The 20095-nt window shown below is 52.9% G+C and carries 20 protein-coding genes, 1 tRNA gene and 1 pseudogene; 16 read left to right on the top strand and 6 right to left on the bottom strand.

Annotated features, from left to right (window positions below):
* Positions 1–26: 26 nt before the first annotated feature.
* Entirely contained in the window at positions 27–971 is a 945-nt protein-coding gene (locus AC1DXO_RS20795) for a hypothetical protein (protein ID WP_476980106.1), read from the top strand.
* Between the two features lie 4 nt (positions 972–975).
* Here the strand turns inward: AC1DXO_RS20795 and AC1DXO_RS20800 are convergent, their stop codons facing one another.
* Positions 976–1395, bottom strand: a complete 420-nt coding sequence (locus AC1DXO_RS20800) for a hypothetical protein (RefSeq protein WP_476980107.1) — start codon at positions 1393–1395, stop codon at positions 976–978.
* 211 nt (positions 1396–1606) lie between these two features.
* Here AC1DXO_RS20800 and AC1DXO_RS20805 point away from each other — a divergent pair, with 211 nt between their 5' ends.
* On the top strand, positions 1607–2635 hold the full coding sequence (locus AC1DXO_RS20805) for a tyrosine-type recombinase/integrase (protein WP_476980108.1): 1029 nt from the start codon (positions 1607–1609) through the stop codon (positions 2633–2635).
* Between the two features lie 30 nt (positions 2636–2665).
* Here the strand turns inward: AC1DXO_RS20805 and AC1DXO_RS20810 are convergent, their stop codons facing one another.
* A complete protein-coding gene (locus AC1DXO_RS20810) occupies positions 2666–3142 on the bottom strand; it encodes a hypothetical protein (RefSeq protein ID WP_476980109.1) in 477 nt (158 codons plus the stop codon).
* 477 nt (positions 3143–3619) lie between these two features.
* Here AC1DXO_RS20810 and AC1DXO_RS20815 point away from each other — a divergent pair, with 477 nt between their 5' ends.
* Positions 3620–4261, top strand: coding sequence for a hypothetical protein (locus AC1DXO_RS20815; protein WP_476980110.1), 642 nt, complete (start codon positions 3620–3622; stop codon positions 4259–4261).
* Positions 4262–4356: 95 nt separating this feature from the next.
* Complete coding sequence (locus tag AC1DXO_RS20820; RefSeq protein WP_476980111.1) at positions 4357–5919, top strand: hypothetical protein; 1563 nt, start codon at positions 4357–4359, stop codon at positions 5917–5919.
* Between the two features lie 465 nt (positions 5920–6384).
* On the opposite strand, the gene AC1DXO_RS20825 is transcribed toward AC1DXO_RS20820, so the two are convergent.
* Positions 6385–6711, bottom strand: a complete 327-nt coding sequence (locus AC1DXO_RS20825) for a hypothetical protein (protein WP_476980112.1) — start codon at positions 6709–6711, stop codon at positions 6385–6387.
* A 219-nt stretch (positions 6712–6930) separates the two neighbouring features.
* Here AC1DXO_RS20825 and AC1DXO_RS20830 point away from each other — a divergent pair, with 219 nt between their 5' ends.
* The 3 genes from AC1DXO_RS20830 to AC1DXO_RS20840 all read left to right on the top strand — a co-directional run bounded on the left by AC1DXO_RS20830 (position 6931) and on the right by AC1DXO_RS20840 (position 12567).
* A complete protein-coding gene (locus tag AC1DXO_RS20830; protein ID WP_476980113.1) occupies positions 6931–8001 on the top strand; it encodes a DNA cytosine methyltransferase in 1071 nt (356 codons plus the stop codon).
* Positions 7995–11009 carry an ATP-dependent helicase gene (locus tag AC1DXO_RS20835; RefSeq protein WP_476980114.1) on the top strand — a complete coding sequence of 1005 codons (3015 nt, stop codon included), beginning with the start codon at positions 7995–7997 and terminating at the stop codon, positions 11007–11009. Before AC1DXO_RS20830 ends, AC1DXO_RS20835 begins: the two co-directional genes overlap by 7 nt.
* A gap of 331 nt (positions 11010–11340) precedes the next feature.
* Positions 11341–12567, top strand: coding sequence for an AAA family ATPase (locus AC1DXO_RS20840; protein WP_476980115.1), 1227 nt, complete (start codon positions 11341–11343; stop codon positions 12565–12567).
* Between the two features lie 21 nt (positions 12568–12588).
* Here the strand turns inward: AC1DXO_RS20840 and AC1DXO_RS20845 are convergent, their stop codons facing one another.
* Positions 12589–12849 (bottom strand): hypothetical protein, encoded by a 261-nt coding sequence (locus AC1DXO_RS20845; RefSeq protein WP_476980116.1) that lies wholly within the window; start codon positions 12847–12849, stop codon positions 12589–12591.
* A gap of 222 nt (positions 12850–13071) precedes the next feature.
* Between AC1DXO_RS20845 and AC1DXO_RS20850 the strand changes: the two genes are divergently transcribed.
* From AC1DXO_RS20850 to AC1DXO_RS20885, 8 genes and pseudogenes are all read left to right on the top strand, one after another.
* Complete coding sequence (locus tag AC1DXO_RS20850) at positions 13072–13578, top strand: antirestriction protein ArdA (protein ID WP_476980117.1); 507 nt, start codon at positions 13072–13074, stop codon at positions 13576–13578.
* A 127-nt stretch (positions 13579–13705) separates the two neighbouring features.
* The gene (locus AC1DXO_RS20855; RefSeq protein ID WP_476980118.1) at positions 13706–13831 is read left to right on the top strand and encodes a hypothetical protein; all 126 of its coding nucleotides are present in this window, start codon (positions 13706–13708) and stop codon (positions 13829–13831) included.
* A gap of 67 nt (positions 13832–13898) precedes the next feature.
* Positions 13899–15509, top strand: coding sequence for a type IV secretory system conjugative DNA transfer family protein (locus AC1DXO_RS20860; protein ID WP_476980119.1), 1611 nt, complete (start codon positions 13899–13901; stop codon positions 15507–15509).
* A gap of 37 nt (positions 15510–15546) precedes the next feature.
* Positions 15547–15918, top strand: a complete 372-nt coding sequence (locus AC1DXO_RS20865) for a hypothetical protein (RefSeq protein ID WP_476980120.1) — start codon at positions 15547–15549, stop codon at positions 15916–15918.
* 74 nt (positions 15919–15992) lie between these two features.
* Positions 15993–16277 carry a type II toxin-antitoxin system RelE/ParE family toxin gene (locus AC1DXO_RS20870; RefSeq protein ID WP_476980121.1) on the top strand — a complete coding sequence of 95 codons (285 nt, stop codon included), beginning with the start codon at positions 15993–15995 and terminating at the stop codon, positions 16275–16277.
* 14 nt (positions 16278–16291) lie between these two features.
* Positions 16292–16600, top strand: coding sequence for a HigA family addiction module antitoxin (locus AC1DXO_RS20875; protein WP_476980122.1), 309 nt, complete (start codon positions 16292–16294; stop codon positions 16598–16600).
* A gap of 202 nt (positions 16601–16802) precedes the next feature.
* Complete coding sequence (locus tag AC1DXO_RS20880) at positions 16803–17054, top strand: hypothetical protein (protein ID WP_476980123.1); 252 nt, start codon at positions 16803–16805, stop codon at positions 17052–17054.
* Between the two features lie 98 nt (positions 17055–17152).
* A pseudogene (locus AC1DXO_RS20885) lies at positions 17153–17953 on the top strand (recombinase family protein); the annotation flags it as partial.
* A 710-nt stretch (positions 17954–18663) separates the two neighbouring features.
* Here AC1DXO_RS20885 and AC1DXO_RS20890 read toward each other — a convergent pair.
* Positions 18664–18748 (bottom strand) — tRNA-Leu (locus AC1DXO_RS20890).
* A gap of 174 nt (positions 18749–18922) precedes the next feature.
* Positions 18923–19372, bottom strand: a complete 450-nt coding sequence (locus AC1DXO_RS20895; RefSeq protein WP_476980124.1) for a GNAT family N-acetyltransferase — start codon at positions 19370–19372, stop codon at positions 18923–18925.
* A gap of 57 nt (positions 19373–19429) precedes the next feature.
* Between AC1DXO_RS20895 and AC1DXO_RS20900 the strand changes: the two genes are divergently transcribed.
* Complete coding sequence (locus tag AC1DXO_RS20900) at positions 19430–20089, top strand: YiiX/YebB-like N1pC/P60 family cysteine hydrolase (RefSeq protein WP_476980125.1); 660 nt, start codon at positions 19430–19432, stop codon at positions 20087–20089.
* Positions 20090–20095: the final 6 nt, after the last annotated feature.

Consider the following 20095-nt stretch of genomic DNA (forward strand, 5'->3'; position numbering starts at 1 on the left):
TTTGACCCTCGCCCATGTGAGGGGACGTGCCATTTGACACCGACGGCAAGGATTTAAAGGCCATTATCGCGGCCCTGTATCCGCCGCCGCTAGAGGCGGGCGGCAAGCTTTCAGGTATCTTTTCAGTCGATTCACGTAGTGAATCGACTGCCCTGCAGGGCAGTCAAAAACTCGACATTCACAATCTAGGTATGGCTTTCGCCAGCAATGGCGACACATCCGGCCCCAGCTTCATCCTGACAGGTTCACAGGCCGCGCTTCGCAATGCGAGGTTTGCACAGCATGAACATCGGCAGCAGGAAGAACAGAGCGTAGACCTCGCGCTGTCTCAGGCGCGGGCCGACCTTGCGGCACGCCTTGCCGCACTGGACGCGGAACTTGCCGCCATCGATGCCCGCATGGCCGAGATCGTGGAGCGCTGCGCCGCCATTGGCGAGAGCATGGACGCGCTACAGGACATTGACGACCTGGTGGCGAGCGGCAAGCTCGATCCCAATAACCCTGCACATGCCGCTTTGCTGCGCAAAGCTGGAATCGATCCCGATAGCGCTCACGACAATGACGATTGGGCGGAAATCATTCGTCAGCGCCGGGAAGAATTGAGCCGCGAGGATGGCGGGCTGGATAGCGAGTGGAATGATTTGCTGGCGCGGAGAGGACGAGTTGCCAAACGGCGCGGTGATATAGCCGATGCTTTGGCTGATATCAGCCAAGCCGACACCGAGGAAGCCAAATACAGCGCCCTCCAACATGCTCAGACCGTTGCCGGAGTGCGAGCCTTGGGCGGCGCGGCATTTGAAACTGACGATGAAGGCAGGAAGCTAATCGCAGCAGATGCGGTCGGCGTCAGCGCCAAAAGCGAGGAATACAATCAGCAGGCAGCTACTGATAAGGAGAATTTTGTCTCGACCAATGACGAATTGGATTGGGAAGATACCAAGCTACCTGCACCTATTGGGATGAAGTCATAAGCACCTAACGATAATATTTCCGGTCGACATCGCAAATCAGGTTGGTGAGCGCAGCTTGGGTAATGGTGTAGGGATTTATGGGATTGGTGACGTAGACCCCTTTGGCATAGATTTCCAAGGCGGGACGTGCGTTGACGGGGCCAACCAGTATGGCGACCACGCGACACCCCTTAGCCTCGGCGTCTTCGACGCCGCCTTTGATCTTCGGCCAGACCGCCTTGTCCCCTCCAAGCAGGACCACGGCTTGATGATCGGCACCGATTTGCGCCGCCGCGAAGCGCACTGAATTTTCCTCGATGTCGCGTGAATCTTTCACCACGAAGTGACTTGTTGGTGGCGCCTTGGCGGCTACGCCGACCGATGATAGCGCGATTGATATCAGCGCAACGATGAGAGCACGACGAATGTTGCGAGAATTTGTCATGAACAATCTCCCTTTGAGGTGGGAGATTTTGACACTGTGAAACAGTACTAACAATTTTGATGCATTGAATGCTGGAACTACTATCCGATTCTATTTGTTCATATTTTGTCTGCGACTTGGTTGGCTTTGAAATTGTTGCAAATCAGCAAGTCGAGAAAAGAATTTCTGCAACCCTATTGTTAGAATTGTTCCAGCGTGAAGGAGCGCGTCCATGTCCTTTGCCAATGCCGCCTCGTGGCAGGTTTTCACGGGCGCGGGCCACCGCAAATACGTCACCACCAGCGAGCGCGACGGATTTCTCGCCAGCGCCGACCGTCTAGCGCCGGAGCGGAGGGCGTTCTGCTACCTCGTCGCCCACTCCGGTTGCCGGATCAGCGAGGCTCTGACGCTGACGCGGCCGCAGATCAACCTCGAAGCCTGTACTATCGTCGTCAGGACATTGAAGCGTCGCAGCGAAGTGTTCCGGATCATTCCGATTCCGCCTTTCGTGCGCGACATGTTGTTGGCTCTGCCGGCGCGTGATGATGGACGGCTTTGGACTTTCAGCCGCACCACCGCGTGGCGCATCATCAAAGCCGCTATGGACATGTCGGGCATCGATGGGCCGCAGGCTTGCCCGCGCGGCCTGCGTCATGGGTTTGGCATGCGAGCTGCCGGTGAAGCGATCCCGCCCGGTGTCATTCAGCGCTGGATGGGACATGCCAGCCTAGAGACCACGCAAATCTACCTCGACGCCCAGGGCGAGGAGGAACGCGGCTTTGCCGCTCGCATGTATTCCGGCGGTCAGCTTTCTCCGGGTGACCCGCGTCTTTATTCCACGGCAAGCATGAAGGGGATCGTGCGACGGCCCGACCGGCAATCAACCCGGCTCGCTTCCGCGCCCCGAAAACTCTGGGCTTGTGCAGCTCCGCCCCCGGCAAGCGGGCTGACGGGGTTTGATAGCCGGTCTGCTGGGCCGTCTCCGGTTTCTCCCCATCAAGCCGTGAAATGGTTCGCGGCTCCGAAAAGGAGAAAGACAATGACCAAAGAAAACACCAGCAAGGGCAACAAGCCAACCCACCGCATCTACATCGTCACGGGCGAAGGCGATAAAGCTATCTGGCGCGAACTCGGCGCAGCGTGGCCGAACAAGGACGGCAAGGGCTACAACATCGAATGCACCGCCATCCCGCTGCAAGGCCATCTGGTCATGCGCGAGATCAAGGCCAAGTCCGATGATAGACAAGGGGCGCTCGTTTGAGCGCCCCTCACTATATTTGCCGAATTGTTTTTAGGCGGCGTGGCGGCCCCACGACAGATCGTACTTATCGGCGATGTCCGGACGATCGATCAGCAGCGTCGTGCCGATCAGACGGGTCCGATAGAAGGTCACAAGGCGGCTGTGTTCTGGCAGGCGATGCGCATATTCAAGATAGTCGCGCACCCAGCTCGCATCTTCGTCATCGCCGAAGGCAATGTCGTAATCCGGCAGCCGCCCCAAGTCATATTCAGCGCCATTCCGGAAGACGAGTTTTCCGCCCCTTTTCTCGAAGGCACCGATGACATCCGCCACATAATTGTAGATGCGGCGGCGCGGGATATTACGCTCTTCTAAAGCCTGAGAGGTCGCCTGAACGAGTTCGGGCAGTGAAACCTCATGGCCATAGGGGACAACGACACGAGGACCGGGATAGTTGTCGTTCGCGGCATCGAAGCACTGGCAATATGCGTAGATGCAGGTTTGGCATTTCGTGGGTGACTGGATCATGCTCTTGGGCCTTTCAGCAAAACTCTATGGAGAGCGATATCGATGATTTCGGCGGAACGTGCGGCTGCAACCTGACCTGATGTACTTGGAGCAAATTTGCGCTGCGCCGGACGGAGCCGGGCGAGTACTGGGCATTGGACGTGGGAACACTGAAACGAACCCAACCCAATCGGTGCTTCATCCGAGGGCCTGCCCGGGCAGCCACCAAATACGGCGGCGGCCCCGGGTTCAGGGCAAGGGATAGCGCTTTCAGAATCGTGCATTTCGCACCTCCTGCTAATTTCGTTGAAGTTGGGAATGAGGCGTCCCAAGCCAAAATTAGACATTTTATCTAATTATAACAATAACATAAAGTATGTTGTTGCATGTGAAACTATGTAATGCCGCGCCCTTTTATTAGATGGCATCGGCCCGATTAGCCCCGTGACTGAGGCCGCAATGTTTGACAATCCATGCCACTTAAGTACAAATTAAGTAATGGAGTTACTTGAGACGTATACCGTAAAGATTTTTAGCAACGCAGCCGGTGTAGATCGCGAAGAATGGTCTGTATTTGATATGCTTCATAGACGTTACAAGCCGGCGGTTATAGAAATATTAGACGGCAACTCAATCCTTGAGGAGTGGTACACTCGTGGTCAGCTTAACAATAAACTTGGGCCAGCCCGTGTTGAAATAACACCAAGCCAAACAACAACAGAACATTATATAAATGGAAAGCTTTCAAACGTTTACGGACCCGCCGTTATAGTTACAGACAATAAAACTAAAGCGAACATTCTTGAGCATTGGATGGAAGGAGGCGTTGAGCACCGATTAGGTGGACCATCCTTCACTCAAAGGACAGAAAATGGAAAAATACTTCTAGAACAATATAAAGTAATGGGCAAATATCATCGGCTGGATGGCCCTGCTTACGTCGATTACGATCCCGATAGCGGCATTGCCGTACTTGAAGAATTTTTCTTGAATGGAGTTCGTCACCGCGGTGCAGACCAACCAGCCGTTATCGAGAGGGACGGGCAAAGCGGAGAAATTATCGGCGTCGAATATTTCTTGAACGGCCAACCCATCAGCCAGTCCAGCGCTCCGACGGCTCAACCAGAAGGTCCTACCTAATGAGCATGTGTTCGCGTTGAGAAGCCCACCTAAACTCAACTTCACATTCTCAAAGAGTATGGTAAACATCTCTCTGGTTGCAGGGAGGCGCTACAATGGACCTTTTGGATGTTCGCAATTTTTTGCGCAAATCGTCGGCTTCGTGGCCCAAAGAAAACGGGCTAAATCCGCTCCAAAAGTTTGGAGAAAAAATTAAAAAAATAGATGGGGGCTCCGGCCGCACGCTCTATCTAAATATACAAGCTAAGGTCATACCCATTTTCGTAGGGTATGGCCTTCACCCAAAAGTACCCGATGGAACAGAAAGGGAGAAGATTAAAGACACCCTAACACAAGTAATAGCAGGGCGGTACCCGGAGCACACGCTTGCATTTGTGGAGTTTCTGCACACACATTATCCGCAACATCTCAATGAGATACTTACTGAATATGGTTATGAAGAAGAACATTCGAGCGAATTTAAACCATTTAAGGGCTTCATCTGTTGGACGGGCGCATACGGACTTGCCGTTGCTGAAAAGATTAAAGACCACTTTGATAAATTGCCGAAGCCATTAAATATATTTCTATCTTCTCGAAACATCGCCAACAATCAAATTTGGCGCACGGCGCTAAAGGATGGGCTGGCCACATCGTCCAAAGGACTAGTTATTTTTACTCAGGATTTTCCTGACAGCCCTTACGCAACTTTTGAATATGCTACACTTGATGCGAAGGCCGATGATGTTACCGTACTATTACTCGATGCGCCTATGGCCGTCATCACCATGCCCCTTAAAGAGAGGCAGTTTGATGAATTTTCACCGGAGCTATTATCTGAATGGATTGGGACGTTTTTTCCCGCCTCCGACGCGGAAAAAGATAGGAAAATCGGGGCAGAAGACGATGAAAACCGGAAGGAAAGTGAAGCGCGACTCCCCGACTTGTTGAAAGCAATTGCAGAAGTACAAGATCATTTCCGTCAGCGTAGCGTGACGTCGGACAACGGTAAGTGGGGAAAATGCTACGGTCGGCCGCTTTTGATGTCCGATCAGAACTCCTCCCCCTTTGAACTAGCTGAACTGCTGCGCACAGCGCAAACTCGTCTGGTCTTGGTAGCGCAAAATCACTATTTCATGACAGTTGATCCCAGAGGCGGGCATGAAAAGTTTTGGCCCATGGTCAAGGCCGCCTTGATCAGGGGCGTAGACATCCAGATCGTTTGTATGAAGCAGCATGTCAAACCACCCAACAAAAAGGATATCACGGTCCCGGATACCTTTGAGGTCTGGGGAATTTATATGCGTGCTGAGGAACAATTTATTGAGCACGGAGAGAAATGCTGGAATGTTTTTGAATATTGGTCGGAATTGTATGCCGACCTAAAAAAGGCCCATGGAACGTCCCTGGGGAAGCTTGGCATTTACGGCGCATATTTTACGCCCGTAACGATCTCGTTGGTCGATCCCGACGATTTGGAAAGAGGCTATCTAGTCCTATCTCCCCGGATCAACAATGAGGCAGCCGGACCGCGACCGCAGTTTATAATTCGCAACAAGCATGAAGAGAAAGCCTATTACTATTACCGAGAATCCGTTGAAAATAATTTCGGCGTTGGCGGCTGGAAACTTCTGTACGGTGATGAGCGGTCAACTGTCAATCGGGAGCGTGTACCTTAACTAAATATGGAAGCTGGTGACTTTAATGGTGCTATTTGGGCAGTGCATTAAGGCGAGCTGGTTGCGTTGGTTCGATGTGTATTTTGAGAAGGTCTATACGGATGTTGAGCGGGATTAAGGGGTGCAGATGACACGGTTCATGATGGCCGGAATCTGTGGAAAAGCTGATAGATTTTAGGTCGCAAGATGTCTGGGCGGTATTACCGCACATCTTGTTCAAGGAACGCCGTGCCTCTGTTCCGTTGAAAATCCTTTTCCGCATCTGTCGCGCGCACCTTCCCCATTCCCTCCCGCAATGACAGCCGAACTCCCGTTCGCCGCCAAAGCTAGGATCAGGGTCGATGTTTGCGCCAGTTAGAACGGTTCTTGCCCGTTCAATCGCGCGTCAAGGGCGGTAGCCCCCGACACCTTCGGCATTCGTCCCTCGTCAGACGTTCTGTAAATTTGCCGACGCAAATTCACGCCCTATTCCGCAGCGACGAGCGCCGGCTCCTCACGCGACGTATCTACCTGGACCGCATCTAATTGTGCCGCCATGATATAACCGAGAACGGTTATGTCATCGGCCTCGAACGCCCGTTCGATCTGGTCAAGGCACAGTACGCCGCTGATCCGGCCTTCATGAGGTCGCCCGCGCTCGTGTGAATGATCACCCGCCCGCCGCGCAACAGGTTGATAATACGGAACCACCCACCAGCGGGCGTCGATGACTTCATATCCTCCGGCGGGATCAGCGCGAATGATGGGATACGCATCTGTTGGGCGCAGTTGACCATTGGGTTCGCGTTGCACGCTTATACCTTTCGGCATGTTGGTGAAGCCACCGCGGATTTCCCTCAGCGCTTCCCACGTTTTGTCACGGCCTGCAACCCACCACACACGTCAGCAGCCCTATAAATACAAAATCTTAACTTCGACAGCAGTCCGCAAAAGCGATCCTGCCGGGTACACCGAAAATTGACAAGTTAAAGTCAAAAACTGCTATGCTGCTGAAAAAATGCGCACGAATCAATGAACACAAAAAATGCAGCTTCGAAAAATAGGAAGTGGCCAACAGCCGTCGACCTCTTCAGTGGGTCGGGGGCGGTAACCGCTGCATTGAAACGTAGCCGCTTTAAAGTTGTCGCAGCCATCGATAGCGACAAAGTGGCCTGCGAAACATACCGGTTAAATCATCCTCGAACGAGGATGATAGAAAAAGACATCACCAAAGTGAACCCTCGCCAAATTCGTGACCATGAACTAAATGGTCAAGATTTGGATCTACTCATTGTCTGTGCGCCCTGCCAACCTTTTAGTAGCCAAAATAAGAAAAAGGGATTTGACGAACGATCAACCCTCATCCTTCAAGCCGGCCGCTTTGCCAAAGTGTTACGCCCAAAGCTCATATTTTTCGAAAATGTTCCCGGTCTTGCTTCTCAATCTGATCTCTTATCGAAATTAAAGCGCTCGCTTGGAAAAGACTACACGTTAAGCGCACCGCAGCGTGTGGATGCCGCCGACTACGGAGTGCCTCAACGACGCGTTCGATGTATCATGATTGCTACCCGAGAAGCAGAACCGCCAGAATTGCCTGCCCCTATTTCTCCCAAGGGCAAGCGGGTCAGTGTGAAAGAAGCGATAGGCCATCTGCCGAAACTTCAAGCCGGTGAAAAAGACCCCCTAGATAAGTTGCATGTTGCGCGAAAGCATAACGAGATAGCGCTGAAAAGACTTGCCGCAATACCGAAAAACGGCGGCAGTCGCTCTTCACTGCCGTTAGAGCTTCAACTTCGGTGTCATATCAATCTAAGTGAACTCAAGTTTTCCGATGTTTATGGCCGGATGAAATGGGAAGATGTTGCGCCCACATTAACGACCGGCTGCACGGATATAACCCGGGGACGTTTCGCCCACCCAAGAGACGATCGCGCGATCACGGCCCGGGAAGCCGCCCTACTTCAGACTTTTCCTGCAGATTATAGGTTTGCAGGCAATAGCTCCGACATCCAAACGCAAATCGGCAATGCCGTACCCATGAAGCTTGTGGAAGCACTTGCGCCGATTTTCAGACAAACACTGCGGAGGAGCGCCAATTGGTAACTCCTACAGCAGAACAGCAAGCAGCCATAGATTATAATGGCGGCAACCTTCTTATCGTGGCTTGTGCAGGTAGCGGTAAGACAGAAACAATATCAAGGCGCATTGCTCGCATAATTAGCGAAGGGGCTAGCAAAGATTCAATAGTTGCATTCACTTTTACTGAACACGCTGCTTCAGAATTGAAAGCTCGCATCCGCAAGCATCTTGAAGAGATCGTTCCCGAGGAACCTTCTCTAGGCGACATGTATGTCGGCACCATCCATTCCTTTTGCCTTCGATTGCTCAAGGAATTGTCACCTCAATACCGAAATTGGGAGGTTATGGACGAGGTACGCCAGGCCGCACTTATCTCGACAAACTTTACACGATGGGAAGATTCAGGGCGAGGCCTCGGACTAGATCGGCTACGCTCAGAAACCCGAACTGGAACCTATTGGGAAACGGTGCGGCGCTTCACCTCAACTCTCAACGTAATGCACCAAAAGAGTATTTTAGCAGACCAGATTGAAGATGGACGGCTTGCTGATGCAGTACGACGATATGAAGTATTGGCCTACGACACTCCAAATTACTTTTTCGACTTCAACAAGATTATTGATCAGCTAATTACTAGGCTTCGTGAAAGCCCAGATGATCTGCGCGAACAACGGCAAAAATTTACGAATATCGTTGTCGACGAATATCAAGACGTCGATGACAGGCAGGAGGAACTAATACGCCTACTGTCTGACGGTGGCAAAGCGGTTAACATTACCGCAGTCGGTGACGACGACCAAGCGCTGTACGGGTTTCGCGGCGCAAGTGTTAAAAATATTCTGACATTCGAGCAGCGATATCCAAACGTTCGCCGCGTAGATATGAGTCAAAATTTCCGCTGTACTCACGCAATTGTCGAGATTGCCGACCACGCAATACGCAAAGTTGGGACACGCCTCTCTAAAGAAATGTCCGCGCGATATCGCGACCCCTTATCAGGTCAGATCATTGAGCGCATGGCGCAAGAAGGTGACATTCAATTATCAACCTTCGCAAGCGAGGAAGCTGAGGCTGAATGGGTCGCAGATAGGATTACCACGCTTCGTGGCGTAATTTTTACCGAGAAAGACGGAACTGAACGTCCGATTGACTATGCGGATATGTCGATTCTCTTACGCAGTGTTAAATCTGCGGGAAACACTTTTGCTCAAGTTCTTAGAAAACATAATATTCCAGTCGTCGTCAGCGGCACCCGGGGGCTCTTTAATAATGATGAAGTCCGGCTGATCCAAGCAGCTTTCTGCCTCCTGGCTCGTTCTGACTTCGCAATACCTGATGAAGATGGACAGCTTCAAATTCTCACAACCGTGGGCACGAGAGAATTTATCAGAACGGTGGTGGACAGACTACGCGCATCTCACATGCCTGGGGCTTCCGCGTCGAGGTTTCTCGAATGGGTCGCGGCGAAGTTAGAGGAATTAGACAAGAGAAGCCTTAAAAAGGAACTCCGAGGCCATCTCGCCCGCCGCATTTATCCTCAAGACATATTTCAGGAAATGCTTCAGGCGTTGGGTAGCCAAGAAGCACAGTGGTCAACTGATGTATTGTTTAATTTAGGTGCTTTTAGTTCGCTGCTTACGCAATTCGAAGCCGTACATCAATGGATTACGCCAGCAAATATAAAGGGCCTGTGCCTATTCTTGGGAAACTGGGCTGCTAGCAATGCGGATGAAGGTGGTTTGGACGAAGTTGTCCGCCTCAACTCTGTTCAGATAATGACTGTGCATGCTGCCAAAGGTCTCGAATGGCCTGTGGTCTTTCTTCCTCGTATTTCCAGTTCCAATTTTCCGAGTAGCCGGCGAAATCATGGGCCAGAGACATTTTTATCCGAGACCTTATTCGACCCTAGTGAATATGCTGGAGGGGACGACGGGGAGCGTCGCCTTTGGTATGTCGCGCTCACCCGCGCGGCAAAATATTTGAACATATCGTCTTTGAATCGGCCTCGGAAAAAGCCGACGAAGTATTATGACGAGATACAACACAACATTGTCCGAAGAGATGGAACTGACCCTACCATTCGCGAGCGCGGAGAGCCGAGGCCGCCCGATGACGCTGAGATGCTGCCGACGACCTTTTCAGACTTAACCTATTGGTGGCGTTGCCCCTATGAATACCAATTGCGCTCATTGATGGGCTTTGGGCCTGGCGTTGGCGAACAATACGGCTATGGGCAACAGCTACACAATATATTGGCCGAAATCCATGATAGCGCACGTAAAGGCAAACCCCTTAGCTTGGAAGAAGTCGAAGACCTTGTGGAACGGCGCTTCCACCTTCGGTACACTCAAAAAGGGCCGCTCGAAGCACTCAAACACGCTGCCAAAAAAGCTCTGTTGCGGTATGTTCGGAACAATGCCGCAGCGTTGGAACGCACACACGCTGTAGAAAAGCCATTTGAATTTATTGACCGCGACAGCGGCGCACTGATTACCGGCGTTGTTGATCTACTTGAGCGCGCGAATGTAGATAGTGGCGATCCCCATCGGGAAGCCGTCGGCATAGTCGACTTCAAGGCACACCGAATAACTTCGATTGAACAATTTAACGAGTTACGTGAGCAAGCAGAACGACAGCTCCGTTTGTACGCTCACGCAGTTCGATACGCTTTTCCATACGACCCATCAGTAGCCACAGCACAATTGATCATTCCAGACGCCCCTAAGCCCGAGCTGATTGCGGCCGGCGTAACGGAGCGTATATCTGTCGACATCTCTGAGGCTTCGAAAGAGCACGCAATAACGGAAGTTAGGGAAGCCGTTGCAGGAATTAAATCCAGCCTGGAGAAACAATCTTTTCCTTGCGAAGGCCCAAAAAACGGTTGGTGCAAACGCTGTGACTTCAGAACATTTTGCCCAGGATTTCCTCGTTGGCGGGAATTAAATAAATCAACACCTTCGCCGCGGACTCCCCTGGAGGAACGCGAAGCTGAGGTGGATCAGGTAATAGGGGAAAATGATGCCCGGCCGTAGGCTCAGCCATGTTGAGAATCGGCTCGCTCGATTCTGGGATAATCTCCCCGCTCAATTCCCCAGGCCTTTTCTCCGTCAGATACGAATTGAAGGCGGCCCAGGGTTGAGAGGTATTCGTGCCTTGGCTATTCCCTTCCCGTACCCGCTTACAGTCATTTGCGGTAGAAATGGCGTTGGCAAATCGACGATCCTTGGCCTGGCCGCTGTATCCGCGAAAGCCCCACAAGGTTGGAGCGTCTTTTGGGGAAACACTAGGCCGCGCACAAACCCTAACGTCAGACTTGAATATTCCTTTAATGATTTTTTTCACCGGCGCCGAGGCGCTCCATCCTTGGATGGATTAATATTGACATGGGTTTCTTTCATACAAGGCAACGACGTTGAAATTCGCGAAACGCCGCGAAACCGGCGCTGGATTCGCGTAAACGAAGCAGGACGATTGCCACAGCGAGAGCGAAAGCCCTCGCGTGAAATTGACTTTATTCCGATGGCCCGCATCTTGCCTGCCAGTGATCTTGGTGTAGTGCGTGCGGCATTTGATACAGAAGACAACGCTGTAATAGAACCGCTAAATGCAGCTTCAATCGCCGCCCTCTCTTTTATCATGGGCCGGCAATACACTGCGGCAGAAACCAAATTTAAACGTGGATTAGGCCTGGCAAATTGCCATTCGGGGAGTGATTACTCTGGATTTGATATGGGGAGCGGCGAAAATTCGGTAATTTCCTTGCTCTCCCGTTTGCAAATGATACCCACTGGTGGGCTTGTCGTTATCGAAGAGATTGAATTAGGTCTTCATGCCGAGGCCCAAGTTCGGCTTGTAGAAGAGCTGCTGAACATTTGCGACAGAAGGCGATTACAAATAATATGCACCACTCATTCTGAAGTCGTTCTGGACGCCGTTCCGCGCCGAGCTAGAGTGCTCATAAGAAAAAATGGCGATGAGCACGAAGCTCTCGTGGATGTAAGTACGAGATTTGCTGTTCACGAAATGACGGGCCAAGCCCAACCTGAACTTTTGGCTTATACCGAAGATCGACTAGCAGCGGCCATCGTCCAGGAAGCGATTCCAGGTGCCCAATGGCCGCGAGTAAAAATATTGGACGTAGGTAGCAATGCCACGTTAGCCAGACAGGCGGTCGCTCATCTGCGGATGGCTCCAAATATCAAATCTGTAGCGATCTTTGATGGAGATTGCACTGAAGCAGAGGTTCTCCAATGGATAAGGGAGGAACGGGCTGAACGGGATCTTCAACCAGATTGGCTTATACTGCCCGCAGATGGTCTGGCTCCAGAGCCCTGGATGATTCGAGAGCTCGCAACCGCTGACTATCTTTCTGAATTTTGTCGAGCATTGGATTGCACACAGGCAATTGGACTAGGCCATATTCAAGCTATGGCGGCTCAACGAGATCACCATGATAGTGGTTATACCCTTTCCCAGCGCACGGGCTTATCCCCGGACGTAGCACGGCGCTTGATTGTGAGTTCGATTGCTAGACGCCATCCAGCATTGCAGCCTCTTCGAGACAAAGTATCTGAACTGCTCAATACCTGACCGGATAAGCTGTCTCGGTCACTAAAAATCCGGTTCCAATGCGAGTTCGACTCCATTTGGAATATGTTCCTGTGCTCGCCTCATGCTGCCGTTGGCATCAACAGCGTCAAAGATAATCTTTTCCAAATCAATTCGCCGTGGATCATTTTCATCAGCCCAAATTGCGATGATAGCTGCATCATTCAAGGAATTTTGAGCCTGATACTCGGCAACGGCCTCAGCCGCTTTTTCCTCATCCGTATAATCGTAAAGTCTATCGGCAATATCTACGACAACCGGCATGTTTGGTTCCTCCTGTAGACATTCTAAAACGATTTGAGCCCGATGTGCAATCTTGCGTAAGGCTTAGGGCTCCGCCCTCGGCGCACTTCACGAAAAATAGACGGTCTCCCGAGGCTCGGCTACGCCTGCGCCCGCCGTCGATTTTTCGTTCCGTTTGCACACCCGCTGTTCGCCACGAGGCAGAGGTTGCATCAGCAACCCCATACTCAAGGAGGGACGGCAATGACGATCCTATATGCACAACCCTACGACATTTGCGCCACCGGATTCTATTTTGATAGCGCAGAGGTATTCGAATCGAAGGCTTCCAAGCTCAAAAATGATCACGGCCAGCCGGTCGAAGAATTCGAGATTCAGTTCATCGACGGCGAGGCCGCCGACGCCGAATTGTTCGACGCCCTAAGAATTCACCAAGGCAATTTCCACATGTTCTTTGATGCAGTTGAAGAATGGAATGAGGAGGACAAAATCAAGGTGATCCTTGCGGTTCGTGACTCCGGCTATGCCTTTGACTTGGCCAGTGAAGAACCGGACAAATTCGATGTCGCCCTTTATGAATGCGACACCATGCGCGACCTCGCTGTCCAGTTTGTCGATGAAGGCCTGTTCGGGGAAATCCCAAAGGCGATTGAGAACTATCTTGATTATGACGCCATCGCCCGCGATCTGGCCATGGACTACGCCAGCGTTGACGTGGCAGGCAGACGATACATCTACCGCATGGATTAGGCGATGCGGCCGCCAAAGGCGGCTGCAACCAACTTCCAATCCTATTCCCCCGGCCTTGCGCTGCACGCCTGTTATTCAAGGTTCGCGACCGGAATTTCCCGGCGCGGGTTTCATGATGGAGACTGACATGAGCGGTGAATATCGTCCGAAAAAGATCAGCGTCGAATGGGAATGGGTCGAGCATATCCCGTGGTGGCTTTGGGCCGGAGGCGTGTTCGGCCTGCTGGCCGGGCTTAGTCACTGCGGCCACTAGCTGGCAGTGACTAACTGGCGGGGCGAAAGCCCCGCCTTTTTTTGTCTGAAATCTAGGACATTCCAAAATGATTGATTGTGAAGAAGAGCCTTATGGCTCGGCTCGCTGGTGCAGCGAGGCCGAGGCAATCCGGGCCGGTCTCATGAGATGGCGCGGCCTGCCGTTCGGATATTTCGGGCGGCGGCTTCTGTGTCTCGATGCCGACGCGCCCGGCCTGTTATGCGCCGGTAGCGGCTCCGGCAAGTGCCGGGATTTCTTGGCTGAGGCAATTCTGCGCAGCGCGGACTCCAACCAACTAATTATCGACCCCAAGGGCGAACTTGCCAGCATCACCATTGGCAATTTCTTGCGGCATAAGGCTTACGCCTATTGCTTCAATCCTTACGGCCTTCATGCCCTGCCGCATCATCGCGTCAATCCGCTCGACATTCTGCGCCTGCACGATCCACGCTTTTATGCCGACTGCCGCTTTATCGCGCAAAACCTGATCGTACTTTCCGGCAGCGCCAACGGCCAATATTTCGAGCTTGGTGCGCGTGTCATTCTCGAAAGCCTGCTGGTCGTCCTGGTCGAGCAAAATGGCGCCGTGGATTTTGCCGACCTGTTCAACGCCATTAATTCCCTGATGGATAACCCGACTTTGTGGGAGTGGTTGTTAAAATCCATGGAGCAATCCACATACCCGTCCGTGCGCCGCACCGGCGGCGAACTCCGCATCAAGCAGAAGGATGCGCCGAAAGAATTCTATGGCATCTACAGCACGCTTACCCAGTGCGTTTCGTTCTTGGGTGATCCCCGCATTTTGTCATCGCTGGAACATCCCGACTTCTCACTTGGCGACCTTTGCCTAGAAGACGGCCACCCGCGCACCGTCTTTCTGAACGCGCCGGCAGAGTATGCGCAAATCCTGGCACCGCTGAACCGCGTGATGATAAGCGTGACCATGCTCTATAAATCTCGCAAGCCACAGGCACCGCGCGTCACGCTCATTTGCGATGAGGCAGGACAGCTTGGCCGTTTTGAAGCCCTCATGAGCGCGATCACCTATGGGCGCGGCGCAGGCTTGCGAGTCATCGCGGTCTTTCAGGACATCGGGCAAATTGTCAGAAACTATGATGAAGCCTCTTTACAAGGCTTCATAGGTTCCTCTCAGTTGCGCGCCTTTTTCGGTGTGCGCGATTACAAAACTGCCAAGCTGATTTCTGACATGCTGGGTTCTCAAAGTCTACGGTATGATAACAAGGCCCAGCAGGAAGAAGCGCGGCGCAAGCAATGGGATGCCTTCCAGCGCTTCATGCGCGGCGAAGACCCGTTCGCCTCCGGCTACGACTTTTCGCATTTCGGCAACGCGGCACATAACCGCTCGAAAATGCAGCGTCCCCTCATGACACCCGATGAAATCATGGCGATGCCGGAGGACCGCGCCATCGCCTTTGTGTCCGGCCTCGATCTCCCGCCAATCTATATCAACAAATATCCTTATTATGAGCGAAAAGACCTTCGCGGTCTGTGGTTGCCAAATCCGATGCATCCGCCCATCGACCGCGTAACGTTGCCTGGCTTCTGGGGAACGCGCACCGTCCGCGTCCTGACCGAAGATGTGCCCGCGCATTTGGCGTCATTCCCCCAGCACCAGTCCGGTACCGTGTCATACGTCGAAGGATTCAGGCCGTGGTGAGCACGTCGCGAGCCGTCTGAAATCGCGGAGCCATTCCATGAGAACAGTTTTCGACCGCTTGGTGGAGCAACGCCTTGAACCGGAAAGGCGGGATATGCCGTCACCCGACGAACTGATCGCACGCGGTATTACGACACAGGGGACCATTGCACATCTGGCGCAACGGTTGCCGCCTGCTCCTACGCTACAGCCGACCCCTGGCGACAAATTGGGGTGGTTGAACTCGCTCGCGTTGCACGACGACTGCCGTATGAGACTTGATTCACTGCGGCAGGCTGCTTTCAAGCAGGTTTCATTTGAGGGCCGGAAAGCCTTCAACACCGCCCGAATGGTGAGCCGTCAAGAACAGAAAGAACGTCATCTGACGGTGACCAAAAGGCAGGTCAAATATCGTGGCATTGAGCGCTAGGCATATCAATCCCTTAGCATACAAGGGAATGACGCTTGACGTACATCGTAAATTTTTGATATGATGGTGGTTATATGATCCTGTCCTATGCTGATAAAAAGACAGAGCAGTTCGCCGCCGGAGCCTTTATCAAAGCATTTTCCGGCTTCGAGGATCAGGCAGCCAAGCGATTGGCTATTCTGAACGCGGCAACCTCTCTGGATACCCTACGCGCCTTGCCGAGCAATCGGCTGGAAGCGCTCAGGGGCGACCGGGCCGAGCAGTACTCCATTCGCATCAATCAGCAATGGCGTATCTGCTTTACCTGGCCGGACGGCGCAAATGGGCCGGGAGATGTTGAAATCGTGGACTACCATTGAAAGGAGGCTAGAGCATGTTTGCAAGAGCCGTACACCCCGGCACCGTCCTGAAAGACGAGCTGGAAGAATTGAAAGTTACACCTACCGAATTCGCGCGTCAGATCGATGTGCCGCCCAACCGCGTCAGCCAGATCATTACCGGCAAGCGGTCGATTACTGGCGACACGGCCTTACGGTTTGGTCACTGGTTCGGCACTGATCCGCAATTCTGGCTGAACCTACAGGCGCAATATGATCTCGCCATAGCCGATAAGCAGACTGGCGAAACAATTCGCCACCTGCCGACCAAGGCCAGCCTTCCAGAAGCTGGCTTGGTTCCGTAGGATTAAAATCCTTGACTTTTGGGTGTAGGATGTGGTGCTATAACACCATCAACGCCAGACCTGCATTTACTGCGTGAAGCCCCGCCCTCAAAAGCGGGGCTTTTGCGTATTCCCCCGGCTACGGGTGCAGATAGGCGTATTTTTTCCCACAATTCCAACCATTTGAGAGGCGGCCCATTAGGAGCCGTTACGGCATTTCACCATGAGCTACGATCAAGCAAAATATCGCCCCATCTTTGAAAAAATGGGTCTACCGAATGACAAGCTGGACGAACTGATGCGGCATGTCTGGTTCATGATGAAGGGCTTCGCCGACCGGGCGTGGGGGCTGGACCCCATTCAAATTTGCAAACTTGAGGCCGCAAAAAAAGATTCCAATTTTTCAGAAAGTTCGCCAGAATCTATACGTACCCTGTCTGCCAATTTTAACAACCTGTCTGGTCTACAAACCTGAGGAGCGCCATGCCGATAAAAAAGAAAAAATACAGACGGCAACACTTTCAAAGCGGCGTAGTTGGAGCCGGGACAGCCTTGCAGAGTTCCGGGAGCGGAATGCCGATCATAGAAGCTGTCGTGTACGCTCGCGTGTCAGACAAGAAGCAGAAGCTGAACGGTAACGGGCTGGACTCGCAGGAAACCAGACTTCGTGAATATGCGGCGAAGCGCGGCTATAGCGTAGTCGCGGCCTTTTACGACGACATTAGCGGCCAATACGCGGAGCGAGACGGACTGGAAGACATGATGACCTTCCTAAAAAGCCAACGTCGCCCCTTTATCGTTTTAATGGATCATTCCAGCCGTCTAACGCGGAATTACAGGGACCATTGGCCGCTCCGGGATAAGCTCATAGCTGTTAGCGCTGTTTTGGAGTCGCCGGAAAAGCGTTATGCCGACGATCCTAGTCCTGAGGATGAACTGCACGAGAACATTGACGTATCAGTCAATCATTATCAACGGCGACAGAACGCCATCCAAACCAAGAATCGTATGCGAGCACGCGCGATGAATGGATATTGGGGATTTCACGCGCCTGTAGGCTACAAGTACGAAAAAGTAGACCCACACGGCAAAATGCTGGTGCGCGACGAACCAGTCGCATCGCTTATCAAAGAGGTATTGGAAGGATATGCAAATGGACGCTTCCAGACCCATACTGAGGTAATGCGTTTCTTAGCTATGCATCCGCACTATCCCGACAAAAAAAAGCGTAACCTCTCTGTTGAACGCGTGAAAGAAATTCTCGTCCGCGAGCAATATGCTGGCTATATCACCCAGCCGAATTGGGACCTGTACCTAATTCCTGCGAAGCATGAGCCTCTGATTTCGTTCGAGACGCATCAGCGCATCTTGGATAGAGTTAGAGGCCGCGCCGTAGTCCCTGCACGAAAGAACGTCGCACAGGAATTTCCGCTCAGGCAGTTCGTGCTCTGCGGCGGCTGCGGCAATCCGGTTATGGGTTGCTGCTCGACCAGCCGCAACGGAACGCGCCATCCCTACTATCTATGCCAAACCAAGGGATGCGAGCACTACGGCAAATCGACCCGCCGCGACGATATGCATAACGCGTTCGAGATCATCTTGAAGAGCCTCGTGCCCTTGCCGGAGGTTATCGAAGGGGCTGCTGCTATGTTCCGGGACATTTGGGAAGAGAACCGGAAGGTGGCAAAATTGCAGGCGCAAGCGATGAAAAGCGAGGCCAAAAAAGTCGATCAATCGATTCAACAATATCTCGATCGCATTATTGAGACGGAAGACAAATCCGTCATCAAAGCCTACGAGAGCCGCGTGCAATCGCTTAACGTCGAGAAGACAGCTTTGCAGGAAAAGATAGCAAATTGCGGTCGTCCACTTGTGGACTACGACACAACTTTTAGAACCGCCCAGCTATTCCTCGAAAATCCCTTTATTTTATGGGATTCCGAGCGCTTGGAAGACAAGAGAGCTGTGTTGAAAATGGCCTTTAGTGAGCCGCTAAAATACGACCGAAAATTGGGTTTTAGAACCGCCGAAATATCCATGCCATTCAAGATGTTAAATGACGTCGAATGCATGAAAATTAAGGATGGTGCCCCCGGTCGGACTCGAACCGACACATCTCTCGATACCGCATTTTGAGTGCGGCGCGTCTACCAATTCCACCACAGGGGCCTGCACGGGAAAGCCGGAGGAATAATGACTTTCGCGCGGACGTGCAACCCAAAAGTCAGGTTTTTTGCGGGCTCCCAAAGTCGGTGCCTTAAGAAAGCAAGAAACCCCACCACCACCCTGCGTCCAGCGCTTCACTTCGTTTCGCTTGGCCTTGGGCGGTCCCCCTCCCCACGCTTACGCGCAGGGAGATATAAGAAATTTCGACATCGTGATGTGCGGGATGGTCACCTCGGTATAGACATCGCCCTCGGCCAGATAACCGTGGCGGGCGTAGAATTCCTGGGCCGTAACGCGGGCGGCGAGGAGGATGTGCGTGATGCCCTGCGCCAGAGCGTGGGCTTCTGCGGCAGACAGCAGTTGCGCGCCGATATTGCGCCTGCGATGGCTGTCGGCGACCGCCATCTGACGCAGTTTAAAGGCGTTTTCCCCGTAAGGGGTCAGGACGACCGTGCCGATCAGGTCACCGTCATCAAAGGCCGCCAGGTGGGTGTCAGGGGCCTCAGACGCCAGTTGTTCGGCCGTGAAATCAAGCCCGAGCGGCGTGCGCAGGACCGCGCGGCGCAGGGCTATGGCGGCGTCGTATTCGGGGCTGGCGTGGTCGATGCGACGGATCAAAAGGGGCATGGTCTTCCCGGCGGGTTTGTGGTTCTCTAGCCGTCACGGGCGGGGAGGGCAAGCGCGGTGAAACGCAAGGTTTTGTGGGCGATCGCAGCCGTGGCCGGGGTTCTGGTCGTGTGGATCGCGGTGCGCATTCTGACGCCGGCGCCGCAGTGGCGTGACGGCGACCTGATCTTCCAGACGTCGAAAAGCAGCCAGTCGACGGCGATCCTGGCCGCGACGCACAGCGCCTATACCCATATGGGCATTCTGGTGAAACGCAAGGACGGCTGGAAGGTCATGGAAGCCGCCGGACCAGTGCGCGAGACACCCATAAACGCCTGGAAAAAGCGCGGTGTCGGACGGTTTTTTGCTGTCTTCCGGCGCGACCTGGACGCAACCCAGAGCCAGAAAATCATCTCCGCCGCCCATGACCTGATGGGGCGGCCGTACGACCTGTTTTTCTCGTTCGACAACCGCGCCATCTATTGCAGCGAACTGCCGTTTATCGCCTATCGCAAGGCCGGGATCAAAATCGGGACTGTGCAGAAGGTCGGCGACCTCGAAGTCAGCGGCGCCCGCGTCAAGAAACTGATCCAGACGCGGTGGCAGCGCGACGAAGATTGCAAAGGGCTCGATTTCGACCACTGTTATGCCAAGATCATGGATCAGGATCTGGTGACGCCGGTCTCGATTGCCAGGGACCCGCAGTTCAGGCAGGTCTATTCCAACTATCCTTTTTAGGAGCAC

This window comes from Asticcacaulis sp. P2_C5 (assembly GCF_056404555.1).

Coding starts and splice junctions, on each gene's coding strand:
- AC1DXO_RS20800 (WP_476980107.1), bottom strand. CDS start 1,395: ATGACAAATTCTCGCAACATTCGTCGTGCTCTCATCGTTGCGCTGATA.
- AC1DXO_RS20850 (WP_476980117.1), top strand. CDS start 13,072: ATGACGATCCTATATGCACAACCCTACGACATTTGCGCCACCGGATTC.
- AC1DXO_RS20880 (WP_476980123.1), top strand. CDS start 16,803: ATGAGCTACGATCAAGCAAAATATCGCCCCATCTTTGAAAAAATGGGT.
- AC1DXO_RS20875 (WP_476980122.1), top strand. CDS start 16,292: ATGTTTGCAAGAGCCGTACACCCCGGCACCGTCCTGAAAGACGAGCTG.
- AC1DXO_RS20830 (WP_476980113.1), top strand. CDS start 6,931: ATGAACACAAAAAATGCAGCTTCGAAAAATAGGAAGTGGCCAACAGCC.
- AC1DXO_RS20895 (WP_476980124.1), bottom strand. CDS start 19,372: ATGCCCCTTTTGATCCGTCGCATCGACCACGCCAGCCCCGAATACGAC.
- AC1DXO_RS20820 (WP_476980111.1), top strand. CDS start 4,357: ATGGACCTTTTGGATGTTCGCAATTTTTTGCGCAAATCGTCGGCTTCG.
- AC1DXO_RS20870 (WP_476980121.1), top strand. CDS start 15,993: ATGATCCTGTCCTATGCTGATAAAAAGACAGAGCAGTTCGCCGCCGGA.
- AC1DXO_RS20865 (WP_476980120.1), top strand. CDS start 15,547: ATGAGAACAGTTTTCGACCGCTTGGTGGAGCAACGCCTTGAACCGGAA.
- AC1DXO_RS20810 (WP_476980109.1), bottom strand. CDS start 3,142: ATGATCCAGTCACCCACGAAATGCCAAACCTGCATCTACGCATATTGC.
- AC1DXO_RS20855 (WP_476980118.1), top strand. CDS start 13,706: ATGAGCGGTGAATATCGTCCGAAAAAGATCAGCGTCGAATGGGAATGG.
- AC1DXO_RS20845 (WP_476980116.1), bottom strand. CDS start 12,849: ATGCCGGTTGTCGTAGATATTGCCGATAGACTTTACGATTATACGGAT.
- AC1DXO_RS20805 (WP_476980108.1), top strand. CDS start 1,607: ATGTCCTTTGCCAATGCCGCCTCGTGGCAGGTTTTCACGGGCGCGGGC.
- AC1DXO_RS20815 (WP_476980110.1), top strand. CDS start 3,620: ATGGAGTTACTTGAGACGTATACCGTAAAGATTTTTAGCAACGCAGCC.
- AC1DXO_RS20860 (WP_476980119.1), top strand. CDS start 13,899: ATGATTGATTGTGAAGAAGAGCCTTATGGCTCGGCTCGCTGGTGCAGC.